Here is a 20494-nt window from a genome sequence, read left to right as displayed (position 1 = left end):
ATCGGATCCTTTTAGCTAATGAGCTTTTATGCCAGAGCAGCAAGCGCTGCTTCGATTTCTTCAGCCGAACCAACAGCGGCGCCCGACACATCCTTGGAGATGCGGCGCGCCAGACCGGTCAGAACCTTGCCCGAACCTACTTCATAAAGCGAGGTCACGCCATTGGCGGCAAACCATTCCACGGTCTCGCGCCATCGCACCTGACCCGTCACCTGCTCAACCAGCAGATCGGCGATTTCACTGGCGTCCGTCACCGGCGCGGCGCGCACATTGGCGATGAGCGGGACAACCGGATTGTGCTTCTCGACACTGGCCAGCGCTTCGCGCATTGCTTCAGCAGCCGGAGCCATCAGAGTCGAATGGAAGGGTGCGGAAACCGGCAGCATGATGGCGCGCTTTGCGCCCTTTTCCGAAGCAAGCTTTGCCGCCAGTTCGACCGCAGCCTTGGAGCCGGAAATTACCAGCTGGCCGCCGCCATTGTCATTGGCGATCTGAACCGAACCGGAAGCCTTTGCTTCCGTGCAGATTGCTTCCACATCGCCATGTTCCAGACCGATGATGGCAGCCATCGCGCCTTCGCCAACCGGAACAGCCTTCTGCATCGCATTGCCGCGAATGCGCAGGAGGCGCGCCGTATCGGCAAGCGAGAAGGTGCCGGCAGCGCAAAGTGCGGAATATTCGCCCAGCGAATGACCGGCCACATAGGAAACCTTTTCCTTCAGCGAGAAGCCACGCGCTTCCATGACGCGCAGGACGGCCATCGACACGGCCATCAGCGCGGGCTGGGCATTGGCGGTAAGCGTCAGAACGTCTTCCGGGCCTTCGAACATGGTGGCGGACAGCTTTTCGCCAAGCGCTGCGTCCACTTCGTCGAAGACGGCGCGCGCTTCCGCGAACTGTTCGGCCAGGGCTTTGCCCATGCCTACCGCCTGGCTGCCCTGTCCGGGAAAGGTAAATGCTACCGCCATTGATGCCTCGTTCTGGTTCTATGCATATGATATAAGGTGAAACCGGTATCCGTTTTCGCCGCCATGCCTGCAATGAAATGCACAATTTGGCGCGATGTGCCTTAGCCTTGGGCGAAAAGTCAAGCATTTGTCGGTTTTTCGGGGATATCGCGCTTGCAAACAAGGGGAAAAACACGTAATAGCCGCCCGTTCATTGCTCGGCACCAGCTGGGGGCTGAACGGAGGGCCGTGTCTTCTTGCCGTTAAAAGCCGGATAACACGTTGGAAGTCATAAGCGCTTCTGCCTCCCGTGTCTCCGCTCTCGACCGTCTCAAATACGCGTCCTTTCTTCACCGGTTTCCGGCAAAAGAGAAGTCGCAGGGGCTTAGCCGCTGGTGTCGGCGTGATATAACGAAGAAAGGCAAAGCCAATGGCTCTTTATGAACATGTGCTTCTTGCCCGCCAGGACATTTCCCAGCAGCAGGTCGACGCTCTCGTCGAACAGTACAAGGGTGTCCTCGAAGCTAATGGCGGCAAGGTCGGTAAGGTTGAAGCTTGGGGTCTGCGTCCCCTCACCTACCGTATCAACAAGAACCGTAAGGCGTATTATACGCTTCTGAACATCGACGCTCCGGCTGCTGCCGTTGCTGAAATGGAACGTCAGATGCGTATCAATGAAGACGTCCTGCGCTTCATGACCATTCGCGTTGAAGAACACGAAGAAGGCCAGTCGGCTATGCTGACCCGCCGTGACGACCGTCGCGAGCGTGATGGTGATGACCGTCCGCGCCGCCGTGAAGGTGGTTTCGACCGCGGTGATCGTGGCGATCGCGGTGATCGCGGCCCACGTCGCCCACGCGACAACGAAGCTGGTGAAGGAGCATAATCATGGTTGATATCAATCAGATCCCGACCCGCCGTCCTTTCCATCGCCGTCGCAAGACGTGCCCGTTCTCCGGCGCAAACGCACCGAAGATCGACTACAAGGACATCAAGCTTCTGCAGCGTTACATTTCCGAACGCGGCAAGATCGTTCCTTCCCGTATTACGGCTGTCAGCCAGAAGAAGCAGCGTGAACTCGCCAAGGCGATCAAGCGCGCCCGTTTCCTCGGCCTGCTGCCTTACGTTGTGAAGTAAGACTTTTTTCGGGAGGCATTCTCGTGAGAGATTGCCTCCCGGACCCCTTCCTCCCTTGCGATGGGCGCAACGGAGCGTACTGAAAACCCAAGTTGGGGCATTTGCCTCTAACTGCACGAGCCGGCAAGACCGGGGCAGGACAGCGAAACTGATGAAATTCAATGGAACCATAGTTGGTGTCGGCATATTGGCGGGGCTTGCCTCGGCACTGATGTCGTCCGGCGTCATTGTCCAGTCGGGCATGGCGATGGTTCTGTATTTCCTGACACCGCTTCCCATTTTTGTTGCAGCACTCGGCTGGGGTTCCACCGCCGGTATTGTCGCAGCAGCCGTAGCAACTGTCGCGGTCGGCGTATTCGCCGTTCCGATGGCGGCCCTCCTGATGGCGCTGACGAGCTATATTCCTGCGGCCATCGGTGCATATCTGTCCGGCCTTGCGCGCCCCGCCGAAGAACTGGGCGGACCGAAAGGCGTGATGGTCTGGTATCCGCTGTCGGATATCGTTTTCCGCCTCGCCCTGATGGTGGCGGTTTCCTTCATCATCATCGGCGCAGTTCTGGGTTTTGGCCCGGATATGGCGCGCGAGCTTGCCAATGCGGTCATCGACCGCGTTGCCGAAGCCGACCCGCAATTCACCGCCAGCGATGAAATGCGCAACACCATGTCGGCGCTGCTGATGTTCGCCCTTCCGGCGATCCAGCCCGCCACGTGTCTTGCCATTCTGGTCGGCAATCTCTATCTGGCGCTGCGCCTGACTGCCATGTCGGGCCGCCTGCGCCGTCCGCGTGACGACTGGCCCGCAACGCTGCGCATGCCGCGCACGGCGCTGATCGTTTTCGCAGTAGCACTTGCAGTCGCTTTCCTGTCGGGCGCCGCCGGTCTGGTGGCAACCGTCGTGGTCGGCTCGCTCGGCGCAGGCTTCATGATGGCGGGCCTTGCCATCATGCATATGCGCACACGCGGCAAGGTATGGCGCCCGGTGGCGCTGTGGTTTGCCTATTTTGCGATCATTCTTTTCGCATTTCTGCTTTTCGTCTTCATGGTTCTCGGACTTTTCGATACGTCGCGTGGCGCGCCGATCTCGAAAATTCCGGGCAATGACAAACAATAACCCGGATTAAACACTCGAAAGGAAACTCCAATGGAAGTCATTCTTCTGGAACGCATTGGCCGCCTCGGCCAGATGGGCGAAACCGTCAAGGTCAAGGACGGCTATGCCCGTAACTTCCTGCTCCCGCAGGGCAAGGCTCTTCGTGCCAACGAAGCCAATAAGAAGAAGTTCGAAGGCCAGCGCGCTCAGCTCGAAGCCCAGAACCTGGAACGCAAGAACGAAGCAAGCGCCGTTGCTGAAAAGCTGAATGGCCAGAGCTTTATCGTTGTGCGTTCGGCTGGTGAAACCGGTCAGCTCTACGGTTCGGTTTCGACCCGCGACATCGCCGACATCATCACCGCAAACGGCTTCACCCTGCACCGCAACCAGGTTGAACTGAACCATCCGATCAAGACGATCGGCCTGCACGAAGTTTCGATTTCGCTGCATCCGGAAGTTCAGGTTGAAGTGACCGTCAACATCGCTCGTTCGAACGAAGAAGCTGAACGTCAGGCAAAGGGTGAAGACCTCACCTCGATCGAAGCCATCTACGGCATCGAAGAAGCCCCGCTTTCGGAAGAAATCTTCGACGAAGACGAAGAAGCTGAAGACCAGGCTTAATTGTTACACTTACCTCCGGAAAAGCCAGCTTTGTCAGCAGGCGTTCCAATGGTGGTAAACTTTAAATGATCATGCCCGGCGGCCTCCGCCGGGCATTTTCTCTTTCCAGAACGGGAAAACTGCCTATTCTTCTCCATGGTAATGTATTGGAGAGGGTGCAGACGGAAACGTCCGCGTTGCTTAAGACAGCGTTCCCAGGGCCGGTAGACCTTACGGAAACTGCCTGAAAATCTGATGACAGTGTGGCTCGAGAAGAGGATACACAAGCCGCCTGCCATGCAACCGCATGGATGCTACGCCTGTCTCACTCCATAAAAGGAGATGGGGCCGATGTATGGAATGATGCGTACTGTTCTTTCGCATATGATTAAAACCGGAGACCTGACGGTCACCGATTCTAGTGGTGCGCGTTCGCAGTATGGCGACAAGACCGGGGTGCCGGTTCATATACACTTCAAGACAAAGCACGCCGAGCGCGCCGTAGCGCTCGACCCCGAACTGAAGCTCGCCGAATGTTTTATGGACGGCGAGATCGACTTTCTGGACGGCGATATCTACACGCTGCTTCAAATCGTGTTCGAAAACACCGGGCCGACCGCCGCGACAGAACCGTGGATGAAGGCGCTGGCCAAACTGCGCATCCTGTTCCGCCGCTTCCAGCAGATGAACACGATTGCGCGCTCGTCCAACAATATCAAAAGTCACTACGACCTTTCCGGCGAGCTTTACGACCTGTTTCTCGACCCGGACAAGCAGTATTCCTGCGCCTATTTCGAAACACCGAATGCAACGCTTGCCGAAGCGCAACTTGCAAAAAAGCGCCATATCGCCGCGAAAATGCTGGTGAAGGAAGGCGACAAGGTGCTCGATATCGGCTGCGGCTGGGGCGGCATGGGGCTTTATCTCGCCCGCCATCTCAAGGCCAATGTGACCGGCGTGACCCTTTCGGAAGAACAGCACGGCATCGCCAACCAGCGCGCCGCCGATGAAGGACTTTCCGACCGCGCCAAGTTCGAGCTGACCGACTATCGCAATATCGAAGACAAGTTCGACCGGCTGGTTTCGGTCGGCATGTTCGAGCATGTCGGTGTCGGCCATTTCGCGGAATATTTCCAGCATGTGGCGCGACTGATGAAGCCGGATGGTGTGTTCATGCTGCATGCCATCGGGCGTGCCGATGGACCGGGCGCGACCAATCCGTTCATCCGCAAATATATCTTCCCGGGCGGTTACATTCCTGCTTTGTCGGAAGTGCTGCCGCATATCGAAAAGGCCGGGCTCTATGTCACCGACATCGAAATCCTGCGGCTGCATTATGCGGAAACGCTGAAAGCCTGGCGTGAGGCCTTCATGGCCAATCGCGAACGCGCCAAGGCGCTTTACGACGAACGCTTCTGCCGCATGTGGGAGTTTTATCTGGCCGCATCGGAAAGCGCCTTCCGCTGGCAGAACATGATGGTGTTCCACATCCAGATCGCGCACCGGCAGGAATCCGTTCCGCTGACGCGCAACTATATCGAAGCGGAAGAAAAGCGGCTCAAGCGGCTCGACAGCGCTCCGAAGGGAGCCAATAGCGAGGCCCGCGCCGTCAAGAAGAGCGCGAACGCCTGATCCGGCGAGCACCGGTTCACAAAAAGGGCTGCCGTCTCCGGCAGCCCTTTTGCATTTTCACTCGACCTTCGGCACTCATCCTTGTTTTAGTCGGCCTTCGGCACTCCGGTTTCCCACTTGTCCCAACCGGTAACGATATCATCGACCAGCGGCGAACCGACGAGATAGATATTCTGCACCGTCTCCGCAAAACCGCCTGCCGTCTGACCCGGCGCTGGATCAAGATGCTGCAAGGTGGTTTCGTTCGGGTTGCCCTGATCGAAGTTCACCGAGCCGCGCAGGCTGGCGATACGATCCGTGCCGAACTGGCGCTTAATGACCAGCGTAATTGCAGCCGCTTCCATTTCCGTCACCAGATAATCATCCGCACCGTAGAGATGCGCGATATATTGCGCCTCTTTCGACAGGCCGGGCCCGTGGAAGAACGTATCGCCGGTCATATGCGTGCCTGTCTTGAGCGACGGCTTGGCCTGTGCGGCCTTGTCGGGATAACGCATGCGATAGTTCTGAGCGTCCTGCGAATCAAGCAGTTCGACCTTCGAATCGAGACGAAGCGCGGCGGCGATCAGATCTGGATTCAGCTTGAAGACCCGGTAATCCTCATAACCCTTCCGCGGCATGAAAACCGGCTCGCCGGGCTTGCCTTCTTCCGGCGCCCAGCGATGGCCGAGATCGTAATCGACCAGCCAGGTCGCCCAACTGACATCGCCGATGGTGCCGCGCGATGGCGGCGTACCACCGACGCCCGACAGAATATAATAGCTCTTCGAGAAATCGAAGGCCGGATCGAGCAGAATAGCCTGCATGCTGGAGGAGGAATTGACCTTGCCCATGCCAAGCACCGAGCCGCAAACGCCGTCATTGTTGCAATAGACCGGCTTCAGCGCGCCCTTCACTTCGATGGGCTTTGCGTCTTTCCAGTAACGGTCATACCACCACTGGAATTCACCGGCGCGATCACCGCTATTCTGTCCGATTTCGAACATGGCGGCGATGAAGACCTTGACCTTGATCGGCTCGGCAGCCGTAGCCGGTGCCGTAAACGAAGCGAGATAAGCAAGGCAGGAAAGCCCGGCTGCGATCAGACGATGCCGCATGAATGAACCTTTGCATGAAGAACCTGTCACCGGGATCTGGCACGACCGTGGACAGGGTGAATTTGATGATCGGGAGGCAGAGTAATATCCACTGCTATTCGCGGCAACGCCCGTCAAGAACATAGCGCTCATGCACAGGCGCAAACTGTGAATCAGTGTGAATCATGGTATAGCTTATTCCTTCCAGCAGGAATCATCCGAAGCCGCGTTGCGTTTGGCATCACATGACGGTTAGCTGGCAGCATCAGGGACAGGATCAAGAATCATGGCGGAAGCGGCGGTACGCAAACTCGAGGATGTGCGCGATCAGAAGGACGCACTCTATCGGGAAGCACCACACAATATCGAAGCGGAACAGGCATTGCTGGGCGCAATCCTGATCAACAACGATGCCTTTTACCGCATATCGGACTTCCTGAAGCCGACCCATTTCTTTGAGCCGCTGCATCGCCGTATCTACGAAATCACCACCGATCTGATCCGCGTCGGTAAGATGGCCAATCCGGTTACGATGAAGACCTTTCTGCCCGAGGGCAAGGTCGGCGATCTTTCGATCTTCCAATATGTCACCCGCCTTGCCACCGAGGCCGTCACCATCATCAATGCTGCCGATTATGGCCGCGCGATCTACGATCTGGCGACCCGCCGCGCGCTAATCGGGATCGGCGAGGACATGGTCAATCTCGCCTATGATGCGCCGGTCGACAACGCGCCGCAGGAGCAGATCGAGGACGCCGAGCGCCGCCTGTTCGAACTGGCAGAAACCGGTCGTTACGATGGCGGATTCCTGCCGTTCAAGGACGCCGTGACCACCGCAGTGGACATGGCCAATGCCGCTTTCATGCGCGATGGCCACCTGTCGGGTATCTCCACCGGCATTCACACGCTTGACGGCAAGATGGGCGGCTTGCAGCCGTCCGACTTGATCATCCTCGCCGGACGTCCGGGCATGGGTAAAACCTCGCTCGCCACCAATATCGCCTTCAACATCGCCAATGCCTATGAGGGCGAACAGCAGGCCGATGGAACGGTGAAAGCCAAGAATGGCGGTGTAGTCGGCTTCTTCTCGCTCGAAATGTCGGCGGAACAGCTCGCCACCCGTATCATTTCCGAGCAGACGGAAGTGTCGTCCTCGAAAATCCGCCGTGGTGATATCACCGAGACCGATTTCGAAAAGCTGGTCGCCTGCTCGCAGGTGATGCAGAAAATCCCGCTTTATATCGACCAGACCGGTGGTATTTCCATCGCGCAGCTGGCCGCCCGCGCCCGTCGCCTCAAGCGCCAGCGCGGCCTTGATGTTCTGGTCATCGACTACGTGCAGCTGATGACCGGCTCGTCCAAGGCCTCGGCACAGAACCGCGTGCAGGAAATTACTGAAATCACCACCGGCCTGAAGGCGCTCGGCAAGGAACTGAACGTTCCGATCATCGCGCTTTCCCAGCTCTCGCGTCAGGTGGAAAGCCGCGACGACAAGCGCCCGCAGCTCTCCGATCTTCGTGAATCGGGCTCGATCGAGCAGGACGCCGACGTGGTGCTGTTCGTGTTCCGCGAGGAATATTACGTCAAGAACCTCGAACCGCGCGACGAGTTCGACCCGAAATACGAAGAATGGAAGCAGCATTTTGAAAAAGTGCGCGGCACTGCCGATGTCATCATCGCCAAGCAGCGCCACGGACCGACCGGCACGGTCAAGCTCGCCTTCCAGTCCGAATTCACGCGATTTGCAGATCTGGCCGAGGGTTCCTATCTTCCCGAACAGTATGAATAATATCTCTTCGAAAAAGGCGCGTCTCTGATGGCCAAGGCGCGCATTCAGTTCATCTGCCAAAATTGCGGCACAGTGCATACGCGCTGGGCGGGCAAGTGCGATTCCTGCGGCGAGTGGAACACGCTTGTCGAGGAAGGCACCAATAGCGGTATCGGTTCCGGTCCGGGCGCCATGTTGTCGAAGCGCAAGGGCCGCGCCGTGGCGCTGACCTCGCTGTCCGGCGACATTGAAGATGCCCCGCGCATTATTTCCGGCATCAGCGAACTCGACCGTGTAACCGGCGGCGGCTTCGTGCGCGGGTCGGCGCTGCTGATCGGCGGCGATCCCGGCATCGGCAAGTCAACGCTTTTGACGCAGGCGGCAGCAGCCCTTGCCAATCGCGGCCACCGCATCGTCTATGTTTCAGGCGAAGAAGCGGTCGCGCAGATCCGCCTGCGCGCGCAGCGTCTCGGCGTCGCCACATCGGCGGTGGAACTTGCCGCCGAAACCAATGTCGAAGACATCATCGCCACCATTTCCGACGGCAAACGTCCCGATCTCGTCATCATCGATTCGATCCAGACGCTTTGGACCGACATGGCGGATTCTGCCCCTGGCACGGTCACACAGGTGCGCTCCTCGGCGCAGGCGATGATCCGTTACGCCAAGCAGACCGGCGCGGCGGTTGTGCTCGTCGGCCATGTCACCAAGGACGGCCAGATTGCCGGTCCCCGCGTGGTCGAACACATGGTCGATGGCGTTCTCTATTTCGAAGGCGAAGGCGGGCATCATTACCGCATCCTGCGCACGGTGAAAAACCGCTTTGGCCCCACCGACGAAATCGGCGTTTTTGAAATGTCCGATGGCGGCTTGCGTGAAGTGTCCAATCCGTCCGAGCTTTTTCTGGGCGAACGCAACGAAAAAGCGCCGGGGGCAGCGGTTTTCGCCGGGATGGAAGGCACGCGCCCGGTTCTGGTGGAAATTCAGGCCCTCGTCGCGCCCTCCTCGCTCGGCACGCCGCGACGCGCGGTCGTGGGCTGGGATGGCGGGCGTCTCGCCATGATCCTCGCAGTGCTCGAATCGCATTGCGGCGTTCGCTTCGGCCAGCATGACGTCTATCTGAATGTCGCGGGCGGCTATCGGATCAGCGAACCGGCTGCCGATATTGCGGTTGCATCGGCGCTTGTTTCCTCCATGGCCGGTATTGCCCTTCCGCCAGATTGTGTTTATTTCGGCGAAATCAGCCTTTCCGGTGCTGTTCGTGCGGTGACGCATGCAGTACAGAGATTGAAGGAAGCGGAGAAACTCGGCTTCCGGCAGGCGGAGGTGCCAAGCGGCAGCGGCGAACTTTGGAAAGATCGCAGCTTCCGTCTCATGGAAACCGCCGCCCTGCCCGACCTCGTTGCGCGCATTGCAGCATCGGGTGCCGGAAAGAAGTAATAATTCAGGGGCTTAACGCGGGAAGATTCTGTCAACCTTCCGATGTTAAGCTTCCGCGTCTTTGACTGCCCTGCGCACCGGAACGCATGCGCGAAACACTGAGGACAGGCCAGAATGCCGATAACCATACTTGATGGAATTCTACTCGGAATAACGCTGGTATCAGCGGTTCTGGCGATGGTACGCGGGTTTTCCCGCGAAGTGCTGTCGCTGGTTTCCTGGGCCGCTGCCGCCGCTGCTGCATTCCTGTTCTACAAGCCGGTGCTGCCCTACATAAAGCCCTATATCAATAACAACACGCTGGCCATGATCGCCGCTATGGCTGCGGTTTTCCTCGTGGTGCTGATCATCGTTTCGCTGATCACCATGAAGATCGCGGATTTCATCATCGACAGCCGCATCGGCGCGCTCGACCGCACGCTGGGCTTCCTGTTCGGTGCGGCCCGCGGCGTGCTTCTGATGGTCGTCGCCATGCTGTTCTTCAACTGGGCGGTGCCGGATAACCAGCCTGCGTGGATCACCAACGCCAAATCGAAGCCGATGCTCGATTCCTTCGGCGAACAGTTGCGCAATCTCCTGCCGGCTGACCCGGAAAAGATGGTCGACAAGTTCAAGCCGCAGCAGAACAATGCTCCGGCCACTGGCGAGCAGGAAGAAGCGCCTGTCCCGGATGACGCGCCTGCACAGCAATAATCACAATCTGACTTAAAAAATTGAAACCGGCTTGTGCCGGTTTCATCTGTTTTTGGCCCCAATAAAGGCCTATATGATCAGCTTAACTGACGCGGGTTCAAGGGATCGCTTTCAAAACGGCGTCCTTTCATGTAAATGTTGTTTTTAACAACCCGCAATCGAAAGGCCTTGCGGACAATGTTCCAACAGTCGCATGATGAGACTTCCTTTATGCTGGATGACGACACCCTGCATGAAGAGTGTGGTGTATTCGGCATTTTGGGTCATGAAGACGCCGCAGCGCTGACAGCGCTCGGTCTGCACGCCCTTCAACATCGCGGGCAAGAAGCCGCCGGTATTGTGTCCTATCACAATCGCCGCTTCCACTCCGAACGCCATATGGGCCTCGTCGGGGACCATTTCACCGACGCCGCCACGCTGAACCGCCTGCCCGGCGACCGCGCCATCGGCCATGTGCGCTATTCCACCACCGGCGAAACGATCCTGCGCAATGTGCAGCCGCTTTTCGCGGAACTGGAAGTCGGCGGCATTGCGATTGCCCATAACGGCAATTTCACCAACGGCATTTCGCTGCGCAAACAGCTCATCGCCTCGGGTGCGATCTTCCAGGCGACTTCCGATACGGAAGTCGTTTTGCATATGATCGCCCGGTCGCGTTTCGCCTCGTCTTCCGACCGGTTCGTGGATGCGATCCGTCAGGTCGAGGGCGGTTACGCCATGCTGGCGCTGACCCGCACCAAGCTGATCGCTGCGCGTGACAGCATCGGCATTCGTCCGCTCGTCATGGGCGAACTGGACGGCAAGCCGATCTTCTGCTCGGAAACCTGCGCCCTCGACATCATTGGCGCGAAATATATTCGCGACGTCGAAAATGGCGAAGTGATCGTCTGCGAAATCCAGCAGGACGGCTCGATCACCACCCAGTCCATCAAGGCGGAAAACCCGCAGCCGGAACGCCTGTGCCTGTTCGAATATGTCTATTTCGCCCGCCCGGATTCGGTCGTCGGCGGACGCAGCGTCTACGTGGCGCGCAAGAACATGGGCATCGAACTTGCTGGTGAAGCCGGTGTCGAAGCGGATGTCATCGTGCCGGTGCCCGATGGCGGTACGCCTGCGGCGCTCGGCTTTGCGCAGGCAAGCGGCATTCCATTCGAATATGGCATCATCCGCAATCATTATGTGGGCCGTACCTTCATTGAGCCGACGCAGCAGATTCGCGCCCTGGGCGTGAAGCTGAAGCATTCGGCCAATCGCGCCATGATCGAAGGCAAGCGTGTTGTGCTGGTGGATGATTCCATCGTGCGCGGCACCACTTCGGTCAAGATCGTGCAGATGATGCGCGATGCGGGTGCGAAGGAAGTGCATATTCGCGTGGCAAGCCCGATGATCTATCATCCGGATTTCTACGGCATCGATACACCGCATGCCGACAAGCTTCTGGCCAATCAGCATGAAGATCTGGAATCCATGTGCCGTTACATCGGTGCGGATTCGCTGGCCTTCCTGTCCATCGACGGTCTCTACAAGGCTGTCGGCGGCAAGGTTCGTGATCCGAAGGCGCCTGCCTTCACGGATCACTATTTCACGGGTGACTACCCGACCCGCCTTCTCGATCAGGAAGGCGAAAGCAACATCCACACGCTGTCGCTGCTTGCGAGCAACGGCTGACGCATATTCGCGAACGGGCGGCCTCCGGGCCGCTCTAATCTCTTCATAAAAGTCATTGGGGACGGAATGACAATCGACCTTACGGGCCGGCTGGCCTTGGTAACGGGCGCATCGCGCGGCATTGGCTATTTTCTTTCGCTGGAACTGGCAAAGCGCGGCGCGCATGTGATCGCCGTGGCGCGCACTGTCGGCGGCCTTGAAGAGCTGGACGACGACATTCGCAAGCTCGGCGGCAACGCGACTTTGGTGCCGCTCGACATCACCGATATGGAAGCCATCGACCGCCTTGGCGGCTCGATCCACGAGCGCTGGGGCAAGCTGGATATCATGGTCGCCAATGCGGGCGTGCTGGGCACGATCTCGCCGATCGGCCATGTGGAAGCGAAGACCTTCGAGAAGGTCATGAATGTCAACGTGACGAGCGTTTGGCGGCTGATCCGCTCTACCGATCCGCTGCTGCGTCTTTCCGATGCCGGGCGCGCCATTCTGCTTTCATCCGGCGTTGCGCATAGCTGCCGCGCCTTCTGGGGGCCTTATGCGGCCTCCAAGGCGGCTGTCGAGGTCATGGCCCGCAGCTGGGCCGAAGAGACCAGGCAGATGGCGCTGAACATCAACTCGGTCAATCCCGGCGCAACCCGCACCGCCATGCGCGCGCAAGCGATGCCCGGCGAAGACCCGGACACCCTGCCGACACCGCAGGAAGTGGCCGAAAAAATCGTGAAGCTTGCCGATCCGGCGCTCAATGTCACGGGCAAGCTGTTCGACGTGCGGCAGGACCGCTTCCTCGACTATCACATGCCGTCCTAATACTATTTGGCTGGCCTTGCCAATTAGCAAGGCCAGCGTTATTTTACAAATACTTGCCCCCTCGCTGCCTTGTCTTCGGCCTTTTTTAGCGGGCTTTTTCCCTCTCCCCTCCCAAAGAAATCCATCGTCACCGGCATGCGCTTTCGCACGCCGCAACTCACTTCATTTGTCTGGAGAACAGAATGGCTGACAACCAAGCCCGATTTCACGTCATCAGCGGCGGCCCCGGATCGGGCAAGAGCACGCTGATCGACGCACTCGAACAGCACGGCTACGCCCGCACCGTGGAGGCCGGACGCGCCATCATTCAGGATCAGGTTGCCATTGGCGGCACGGCCCTGCCCTGGGGCGACCGCGCTCTCTTCGCCGAGCTCATGTTATCGTGGGAAATACGCTCATACCGCTTGGCGCAAGACCAAACAGGGCCGGTCTTCTTTGATCGTGGCGTGCCGGATGTGATCGGCTATCTTTCGCTTTGCAACTTGCCCGTACCGCCGCATATGGAAGCGGCAGCACAGCAGATTCGTTATAACAAAACAGTGTTTCTCGCCCCGCCATGGCCGGATATTTTTGGGCAAGATGCCGAGCGCAAGCAGGATTTCGACGAGGCTGTGTGCACCTTCACGGCGATGGAAACAACCTATCGCCGGTTCGGATATGAAATCGCGCTCCTGCCGAAAACTTCGGTTGAGGAGCGCGTTGCGTTCATTCTGGAAAAGCTGCCGTCAGTTTTCTTCTGACGCCGACGACTTTTCTTCCTCGCTCTCGGTCGCGGTTTCTTCCGCCGCTGCCCGATCCGCAGCCTCGCGGCGGTTCCACGCGGCAAGGCTGAACGGCAGGAACGCCAGATAGGCGAGAGCTGTCAGGCTCAGCGTCTGCCATGTGAAGCTCATCAGGAACGCCACATAGACCACCACGCAGAGGATCAGCGGCATGACGATATCGCGGCGCACGAGGCTGCCCGCTGATTTGCCATTATAAACCGGCAGGCGGCTCACCAGCAGGAACGCGATGGCTACCGTATAGATGGCGACGCCGAAGGCCAGCCCGCGCGATGGCGTCAGGCCGAGAAAACCGAGATAGACCGGCAGCAGCACCAGCATGGCGCCTGCGGGCGCAGGCACGCCGATGAAATAATTGCTCTGCCATGCAGGCCGGTTCGGGTCTTCCAGCATCACATTGAAGCGCGCAAGACGAAGGCAGCAGGCAATCGCATAGAGAAGACCGGCGATCCAGCCGAAGGAACGCGCCTGATCCAGCATGAAAGCATAAAGCACCAGCGCGGGCGCAACGCCGAAATTGACGATATCGGCCAATGAATCCATCTGCTCGCCGAATTTCGACGAGCCTTTCATCATGCGCGCGACACGTCCGTCGATGCCGTCGAGAAATGCCGCAACCAGCACCATAGCGACGGCCAGCTCGAAGCGGTTTTCGAAAGCAAGACGAATACCGGTCAGACCAGCGCAAATGGCCAAAACCGTAATGAGGTTCGGAATAACAATACGCAGCGGTATCTGCGACAGCTTTGGGCCGCGGGATGACTCCACGCGGCCATTGGGCTCGAAAGGCGGAAAAGGTGTTCCCATCGGCTACGCAATCCGGACGACGGGTTCGCTACGGTTGCTGCCATAATCGGCAAGCACCGTTTCACCAGCAACAGCCGTCTGACCGACGGCAACGCGCACAGTCGCATCAGCGGGCAGATAGACATCCACGCGGGAACCGAAGCGGATAAGGCCAAAACGTTCTCCGACCGACAGATCGTCATCCTGATTGGACCAGCACACGATGCGGCGCGCCACCAGACCAGCGATCTGCACCACGCCGACCTTGCCATGCGGGCTCTCGATCAGAACGCTGTTGCGTTCGTTTTCGGTGCTGGCCTTGTCGAGTTCGGCATTGAGGAACTTGCCCGGGCGATGCTCGACCTTAACGATCTGACCACGAACCGGCGAGCGGTTGATGTGCACGGAAAAAACATTCATGAACACGGAAACGCGCGTCAGCGGCTCGTAACCGAGATCAAGCTCCGCAGGCGGAATGGCCGGGCCGACGAAGGATACCTTGCCGTCAGCCGGGCTGATGACGAGATCGTCGTCCATCGGTGTCACGCGTTCGGGATCGCGATAGAAATAAATACACCAAACCGTCAGCACCATGCCGATCCAGAACAGCGGGTCCCACAACCAGCCAAGGATCAGCGAAACCACGAAAAAGCCCGCTATAAACGGATAGCCTTCCCGGTGAATCGGCACGAAAGTGTTGCGGATAGTGTCAGTCAGGCTCATCGCTTGTTCCTCGCGTTTCGCCGTGTGTAGCGCATCCCTTCCAGAATCTCAAAATGCATTTCGCAATTTATGCACGACTGTCAGGTGGCGTGATCACTCCGCCGCAGGCGTTCCGCGCACAACCACGCCCATATCGTCGCTTTCGCGCACCTGACGCAGGCGTTCTTCGGCCTCGTCAGCCTCACGCTGACGATCCCACATCGAAGCATAAAGGCCTTTGTGCTTCAGAAGCTGGCGATGCGTGCCGCGCTCGGCGATCAAGCCATCCTTCAGCACGATGATTTCATCAGCACCGATCACCGTTGAAAGGCGGTGCGCGATAACCAGCGTCGTGCGGCCACGGCTGACGATATCCAGCGCCGACTGGATTTCCTGCTCGGTCGCCGTGTCCAGCGCCGAGGTCGCTTCATCGAGGATCAGGATCGGCGGTGCTTTCAGGATCGTGCGCGCAATCGCCACGCGCTGCTTTTCGCCGCCTGAAAGCTTCAGGCCGCGTTCGCCGACCATGGACTTATAGCCGTCCGGCAGATGCTGGATGAAACGGGAGATCTGCGCCATTTCGGCTGCCTTCTCCACCTCTTCCTCGGTCGCATCGGTGCGGCCATAGCGGATATTATAAGCGATGGTGTCGTTGAACAGCACCGTATCCTGCGGCACCATGCCGATAACCTTACGCAGGCTTTCCTGCGTCACGTCGCGAACATCCTGACCGTCAATCGTCACCGAGCCCGACTGGATATCGTAGAAGCGGAACAGCAGCCGCGAAATCGTGGACTTGCCCGCGCCCGAAGGCCCGACAATCGCCACCGTCTTGCCTGCCGGAACTTCAAAACTGATGCCCTTGAGGATTGGACGGTTGGAATCATAGGCAAAATGCACGTCATCGAAGCGGATTGCGCCCTTGTCGACCTGCACCGGCTTGGCATCCGGCTTGTCACTCACTTCCTGCTTTACGTCGAGCAGGTCGAACATCTGTTCGATATCGGTCAGACCCTGACGGATTTCGCGATAGATGAAGCCGATGAAGTTGAGCGGAATGGAAAGCTGCATCAACAGCGCATTGATGAACACGAAATCGCCGATGGATTGCGTTCCGGCGCGCACTTCCAGCGCCGACATCACCATGACGATCGCCATGCCGACACCGAAGATCACCGCCTGACCGAAGTTCAGCCAGCCGAGTGAGGTCCAGGTCTGGGTCGCAGCCTTTTCATAACGCGCCATGGAGCTATCGAAACGCTTGGCCTCCATCGCCTCATTGCCAAAATATTTCACGGTCTCGAAGTTCAGCAGGGAGTCGATAGCCTTGGTGTTGGCGTCCGTATCGGAATCATTCATCTCGCGACGGATGTTAATGCGCCAATCGCTCGCCTTGATGGTGAACCACGTATAGAGCCACACCGTCGCCGCGACGACGACCAGATAGGAAATGCCGTAGGAGACGGCGAAGATCACCGCCGTCATTGCAAATTCCAGAATGGTCGGCAGCGTGTTGAGAATGGTGAAGCGGACGATGGTTTCGATGCCCTTCGTGCCGCGCTCGATCACGCGTGACAGGCCGCCCGTGCGCCGCTCCAGATGAAAGCGCAGCGAAAGCTGGTGCATGTGCACGAACGTCCGATAGGCGAGCTGACGCACAGCATATTGGCCGACACTGGCAAACAGCGCGTCACGCAGCTGGTTGAGACCGGCCTGCACGACCCTCGATCCGTTATAGGCCACCACCAGCATGACCGCGCCGGTCAGGAAGAGCGGCACATAGCCCGGCGCTTGCAGCTGCCCGTTCAGCGCATTCGTCGCCCATTTGAAGAAATAGGGAACGAGAATGAGTACGATCTTCGAAATGACCAGATAGAACGTCGCCCACACCACGCGCATGCGCAGGTCCGGCCTGCCCTCGGGCCACATATAGGGCCAGAGATTGCGCAGGGTCTTGAATGTTTCGCCGGATTCGGCAGAAACCGTTTTGGAGGAGCTCATCAGGCGTTCTTTCGGGTCAGATCATAACGTGCAACAACCACCGGCGAATGCGGCAAGGTGGGTGCGAATGGCATTGATTTGCTGCCAGTTGACGCTGTAGCGCGAAGACTGGCGTTCGGGTCGATAGTCGATCAGCCTTGCGGTCACGAGAACCTTCAAATGCTGCGAAACAGTGGATTGGGCGAGATCCAGCCTGCCGACAATGTCCTTGCAGCAGCAGGCGTCCTCAAGGATCAGCTGCCGTAAGATGGCGATACGCACCGGATGCCCCAGCGCGGCATAGATCCGCGCAGCATCCTCGTCGCCTTTCGCCATCGTGCCGAGATCGGCTGCGGGCTGATCATTCATGGAAATCTTCATCGTATATCGACGATAAACGATTATACCTTAAAGCACAAGATTTCACGGCGTCTTTTCCAAAAAACGCCGTGAATGTAAAAACAAGCTATCGTGATTGTTAAGTAGCACGACAGTTGCAAATTCGTCAGGCCGTGGCGAAACGAGTGATTTTCGAGCACCGGAGCGGAGCGTACTTTTGGGTACGTGAGCACCGGAGCACAGGAAATTGCTCGTTGCAGACCGGCATCACGAAGAATGCAACTGTCGTGGTAGAACGAAGACTGGTCAGTTTTGACGTTCCTGCCTCTGGCGCTTCACTTCCTCATCGCCCAGTGGCTCTTTGGGCATGTGGAACACCTGCCCCGGCCAGATGAGGTCCGGATTCCTGATCTGCTCGCGATTGGCCAGATAGATCGTCGTGTAGCGTGTGCCCTTGCCATAAGCGCGCTTGGAAATCGTCCACAGATTATCGCCGCGGCGGATGATCACCGAACCATCGACCTTTTGCAGCGCGGCCTTGTCCTCGGCACCGGCTTCCGCGGGCGCAGCGCCGCTGGCGGCGGGGGCGACCGCCGAAATATTCGCGCCAGCCTCGCGACGGAACGGCACACGCGCAGTTGCGACGATACGATTGGCATTGTCGAGAAGATCGGCGCGAATGATGTAATCGGCAACAGCCAGCGGCTGCGTGCTCTGCACGAGGAAACGGCCTTCCGGCGAAACGGCGCTGGAGCCGATCAGAATATCGTTGGCATGGACGATCACGCGGTTTCCGCCCTTGGCGTTGCCTGCCACGAAGATGGCGTCTCCTTCGATTTCCACCGCTTCGATGGCAATCGGAAGTTCCTCCGCAGGCTTGGCCTGCGAACTTTCGCCCGGTGTCGGCGCTGTAGCCGCGCCATTCGACGGGCCGGAGGCGCTGTCGGCGGGCTGCGCGGGAGCCGCTTCGGGCTTGGTGATCAGGCGGCTTGCTGCGCCCGGCTCTTCAACCAGCGCCAGAACCTGTCCGCTTTTTGAATCCGGCACGGAGACAATGGCGGTTTGGGCGGAAGTGGCAACCTTGTCCTGCCCCGAGGCGCGCAACACCAGCTGATGATCGCCCGGCTTCAAAGGATCGTCCAGCACCACGACGAAATCGCCATTGGGGCCTGCCTTGGCCTTGCCGAGAACACTGGCGCCAGCCACGACTTCGACGTCCGAATTCGGCATGGCCTTGCCTGCAATCACCACGGAACCGTCCGGTTCTACGCGCAAGACGTCGAAGATCGGCGTCTGGTGTTGCTGTTCCGGTTCAACGGCAGCCTGTTCGGCAGGGGTGGTCGGCTTATCGGCCTTTGGCGCAGCCGCAGCGGATTGCGCTGGGGGTGTTTCCGTCTGGGGCGTTTGCGGCTGTGCTGCCTGTTGTTCGCCGCCGGAAGCGGCGGGCGCGGAAACGCCGGCCTTCGGCGTATCTGGCTCTGTCTTTTTCGCGTTCCAATAAAGACCGAGCCCGACAATAACCGCCATCACGCCAGCGCCGAGCAATCCAAAGCTGTTCTTCTGCATTTCGTTTCGAAACCCACGCAAGAGACTTGCGCGTTTCCGGTTAAAACGGAGACTTTGGAACCGCGCTATCTATTTTTTTCTGCGCATCATCCAACACAAACCGCTTCGCACTTTTGCTGGAAATGCTAACTTCTTCCCCTGTCGCATTATCCAACGCAAAACCGCTTCGCACTTTTGCTGGAAATGCTCTCTAGAACGGGTTTATAGCTTTTGGCTTCCCCCCACAACAAATCTGCACCGAATTAGAGAAAGCTACGAGGGTTTTTCTTAGCTTGCTTATTGTTCTGCACAGCTTGTAGGCTTTTCCTGCTCCGGGTCGTCCATAAGATTGTAGAGACTAGCCTCCGGGCCCTTGGTCCACCAGACATAAACCCCACCGGCATATTTCGCGCCTGAGCCAGAAATGACGTTGGAAGCGACGACGGTTTCATCATCCAGCTCAAGCTCGGCCAGCGAAATATCACCGGCATTGTAATAGGTGACGGACACGTCCTTTTCGCCGCATTTATAAAGGACGGAATTGGTCGTCACCGCCGTATCGTCCGGCAGTTTGATGGTAATTTCAGCAGCCGATGCCACCGAGGTGGTCAGAGACAGTGCAAAAAGTGCGACGGACAATTTCATGGGTGACAACATTTTCAAATTCACTCCGATTTGATTTGCAAAATAAGACTTAGAATACCGGCCCTGAATGTACAGGACATGAACGGTTTTTGCGCCACTGCGGCGTGACGCCCGACTTGACGCTTACGCATCAAAAGCCCAAAAAAGCACTATGTCTGAGATTCGATCCATTTGCGTTTATTGCGGCTCTTCCATGGGCCAGAACCCCATCTATCGCGAAGCGGGACTGGCGCTTGGCCGCTCGATTGCCGAGCATGGTCTGCGCCTTGTCTATGGCGGCGGCACACGCGGCATCATGGGCGCGGTGTCGCAGGGCGTGATGGAAGCTGGCGGCGAAGTCACCGGCATCATCCCGACTTTCCTGCTCGACAAGGAAGCAAGCCTCGAAAAGGCGGAACAGCTGACCGAACTGATCGTCGTTGACGATATGCACGAGCGCAAGCACCTGATGTTTCAGAAATCAGATGCATTCGTCACACTGCCCGGTGGCATCGGCACGGTCGAGGAAATCGTCGAGATGATGACATGGGGACAGCTCGGCAAGCACCGCAAGCCGATGGTCTTCGCCAATATCAACAATTTCTGGCAGCCCATGCTGTCGCTGCTCGACCACATGCGCGCGGAAGGGTTTCTCCATACCGCCCATCAGGTGCAGCCGCTGGTCATCGACCGGGCGGAAGACATTGTGCCGGCCATCATCGCCGCCAATGGCAAGCCGCGCGAAGGCGATCCCGAAATCATCGAAAAGATGTGAGGTTAGGGGAGTAAGGGAATAGGGGAGTAGGGCAGTATGTTTGCTTCGCGCAAACCCACGCTCTTCCCCAGAACATATTCCCCTATTCCCTTACTCCCCTACT

General features: G+C 58.3%; 19 protein-coding genes and 1 pseudogene. 12 read left to right on the top strand and 8 right to left on the bottom strand.

The features are described 5' to 3' along the window. Positions 1-26 precede the first annotated feature (26 nt). On the bottom strand, positions 27-968 hold the full coding sequence (gene fabD, locus HWD97_RS13615) for an ACP S-malonyltransferase (RefSeq protein ID WP_109368479.1): 942 nt from the start codon (positions 966-968) through the stop codon (positions 27-29). A gap of 409 nt (positions 969-1377) precedes the next feature. Here fabD and rpsF point away from each other — a divergent pair, with 409 nt between their 5' ends. The 5 genes from rpsF to HWD97_RS13590 all read left to right on the top strand — a co-directional run bounded on the left by rpsF (position 1378) and on the right by HWD97_RS13590 (position 5406). Beyond that, entirely contained in the window at positions 1378-1833 is a 456-nt protein-coding gene (gene rpsF / locus HWD97_RS13610; protein ID WP_121537353.1) for a 30S ribosomal protein S6, read from the top strand. Between the two features lie 2 nt (positions 1834-1835). Next, complete coding sequence (gene rpsR / locus HWD97_RS13605; protein ID WP_006466219.1) at positions 1836-2084, top strand: 30S ribosomal protein S18; 249 nt, start codon at positions 1836-1838, stop codon at positions 2082-2084. A gap of 151 nt (positions 2085-2235) precedes the next feature. Then, entirely contained in the window at positions 2236-3195 is a 960-nt protein-coding gene (locus tag HWD97_RS13600; RefSeq protein WP_371835120.1) for a DUF2232 domain-containing protein, read from the top strand. 30 nt (positions 3196-3225) lie between these two features. Further along, positions 3226-3795, top strand: a complete 570-nt coding sequence (gene rplI, locus HWD97_RS13595) for a 50S ribosomal protein L9 (protein WP_109368476.1) — start codon at positions 3226-3228, stop codon at positions 3793-3795. Between the two features lie 330 nt (positions 3796-4125). Continuing rightward, the gene (locus HWD97_RS13590; RefSeq protein WP_371835119.1) at positions 4126-5406 is read left to right on the top strand and encodes a class I SAM-dependent methyltransferase; all 1281 of its coding nucleotides are present in this window, start codon (positions 4126-4128) and stop codon (positions 5404-5406) included. Between the two features lie 86 nt (positions 5407-5492). On the opposite strand, the gene HWD97_RS13585 is transcribed toward HWD97_RS13590, so the two are convergent. Further along, a complete protein-coding gene (locus HWD97_RS13585) occupies positions 5493-6503 on the bottom strand; it encodes a purine nucleoside permease (RefSeq protein ID WP_371835118.1) in 1011 nt (336 codons plus the stop codon). 265 nt (positions 6504-6768) lie between these two features. On the opposite strand from HWD97_RS13585, the gene HWD97_RS13580 reads away from it, so the two are divergent. From HWD97_RS13580 to HWD97_RS13555, 6 genes are all read left to right on the top strand, one after another. Further along, positions 6769-8271, top strand: a complete 1503-nt coding sequence (locus HWD97_RS13580) for a replicative DNA helicase (protein WP_109368473.1) — start codon at positions 6769-6771, stop codon at positions 8269-8271. A gap of 27 nt (positions 8272-8298) precedes the next feature. Then, the gene (gene radA / locus HWD97_RS13575) at positions 8299-9690 is read left to right on the top strand and encodes a DNA repair protein RadA (protein ID WP_109368472.1); all 1392 of its coding nucleotides are present in this window, start codon (positions 8299-8301) and stop codon (positions 9688-9690) included. 114 nt (positions 9691-9804) lie between these two features. Next, a complete protein-coding gene (locus HWD97_RS13570) occupies positions 9805-10383 on the top strand; it encodes a CvpA family protein (protein WP_371835117.1) in 579 nt (192 codons plus the stop codon). A 177-nt stretch (positions 10384-10560) separates the two neighbouring features. Beyond that, positions 10561-12051: an amidophosphoribosyltransferase gene (purF, locus tag HWD97_RS13565; protein ID WP_109368470.1), complete on the top strand. Its 1491-nt coding sequence runs from the start codon at positions 10561-10563 to the stop codon at positions 12049-12051. Between the two features lie 66 nt (positions 12052-12117). Next, positions 12118-12858: an SDR family NAD(P)-dependent oxidoreductase gene (locus HWD97_RS13560; RefSeq protein ID WP_109368469.1), complete on the top strand. Its 741-nt coding sequence runs from the start codon at positions 12118-12120 to the stop codon at positions 12856-12858. A 182-nt stretch (positions 12859-13040) separates the two neighbouring features. Beyond that, entirely contained in the window at positions 13041-13598 is a 558-nt protein-coding gene (locus tag HWD97_RS13555; protein ID WP_371835116.1) for an AAA family ATPase, read from the top strand. Here HWD97_RS13555 and pssA read toward each other — a convergent pair. The 6 genes and pseudogenes from pssA to HWD97_RS13525 all read right to left on the bottom strand — a co-directional run bounded on the left by pssA (position 13584) and on the right by HWD97_RS13525 (position 19637). Beyond that, positions 13584-14447 (bottom strand): CDP-diacylglycerol--serine O-phosphatidyltransferase, encoded by an 864-nt coding sequence (gene pssA / locus HWD97_RS13550; RefSeq protein WP_109368467.1) that lies wholly within the window; start codon positions 14445-14447, stop codon positions 13584-13586. The two genes, HWD97_RS13555 and pssA, sit on opposite strands and share 15 nt — an antisense overlap. 3 nt (positions 14448-14450) lie before the next feature. Further along, positions 14451-15155, bottom strand: a pseudogene (locus HWD97_RS13545) (phosphatidylserine decarboxylase); the annotation flags it as partial. A gap of 87 nt (positions 15156-15242) precedes the next feature. Then, positions 15243-17129, bottom strand: a complete 1887-nt coding sequence (locus HWD97_RS13540) for an ABC transporter ATP-binding protein/permease (protein ID WP_109368465.1) — start codon at positions 17127-17129, stop codon at positions 15243-15245. Between the two features lie 21 nt (positions 17130-17150). Further along, positions 17151-17477: a metalloregulator ArsR/SmtB family transcription factor gene (locus HWD97_RS13535; protein ID WP_349496900.1), complete on the bottom strand. Its 327-nt coding sequence runs from the start codon at positions 17475-17477 to the stop codon at positions 17151-17153. Positions 17478-17753: 276 nt separating this feature from the next. Further along, the gene (locus tag HWD97_RS13530) at positions 17754-19013 is read right to left on the bottom strand and encodes an Ig-like domain-containing protein (protein ID WP_121537339.1); all 1260 of its coding nucleotides are present in this window, start codon (positions 19011-19013) and stop codon (positions 17754-17756) included. A 276-nt stretch (positions 19014-19289) separates the two neighbouring features. Continuing rightward, positions 19290-19637, bottom strand: coding sequence for an MliC family protein (locus HWD97_RS13525; protein ID WP_109368462.1), 348 nt, complete (start codon positions 19635-19637; stop codon positions 19290-19292). A gap of 151 nt (positions 19638-19788) precedes the next feature. On the opposite strand from HWD97_RS13525, the gene HWD97_RS13520 reads away from it, so the two are divergent. Beyond that, on the top strand, positions 19789-20391 hold the full coding sequence (locus HWD97_RS13520) for a TIGR00730 family Rossman fold protein (RefSeq protein ID WP_109368461.1): 603 nt from the start codon (positions 19789-19791) through the stop codon (positions 20389-20391). Positions 20392-20494 lie beyond the last annotated feature (103 nt).

This window comes from Ochrobactrum sp. C6C9, assembly GCF_022627935.1.
GTDB lineage: Bacteria > Pseudomonadota > Alphaproteobacteria > Rhizobiales > Rhizobiaceae > Brucella > Brucella teleogrylli.
This window is presented reverse-complemented; position numbering and strand designations above follow the sequence as displayed.